The 503-nt window shown below is 43.9% G+C and carries 1 protein-coding gene; it reads right to left on the reverse strand.

Features of this window, described 5'->3' with window-relative positions; translation table 11 throughout:
* On the reverse strand, window positions 1-371 hold a 371-nt coding region (locus R7Z77_RS28775; protein ID WP_318137488.1), incomplete at its 3' end, for a DUF4277 domain-containing protein.
* Window positions 372-503: the final 132 nt, after the last annotated feature.

Genomic DNA, 503 nt, shown 5'->3' on the forward strand with positions numbered 1-503 from the left:
GTTTTAAGTCCTAGCTTATCAACGACATGCTCTGCAATCGCTTGATAAAGTGCGGAGACATCTGCTTCATATAAAGCATCTAACGTGCGTCCGAGTACATCGTCCGTTAAATGGTGAGCTTCAATATCTTTAGCAAGCAACTTGGCAACAGGCTTCGTCTCGAAGAAGTCAGAAAACATATGCAGCGTTCTGCTGTGAAAGCCAAGACCATTGAGAATCATCGCCAAGACCGCATCGCCATGTGAAACGTTATGATCCGAGTACTTGGGAATGACGCGATCAATAATACCAGGTAAGCCGATTTCATGGCAGAAAGCAGCGATCAGCCCTAAGTGATCTAGGCGTTTAATGACAGGTTGAGAAGCAGACATAATAAAGTGACCGTTAAATAACAGTAATAGATCAAAACTGGGGATCGCGGTCAAGAGGTCTGTCGCACTAACATTTGTAAACGATCACTGGATCACATTGTTTTAATTCTGAAATTGGCTGCGGAATGACGG

This window comes from Vibrio sp. 1401 (assembly GCF_033340295.1).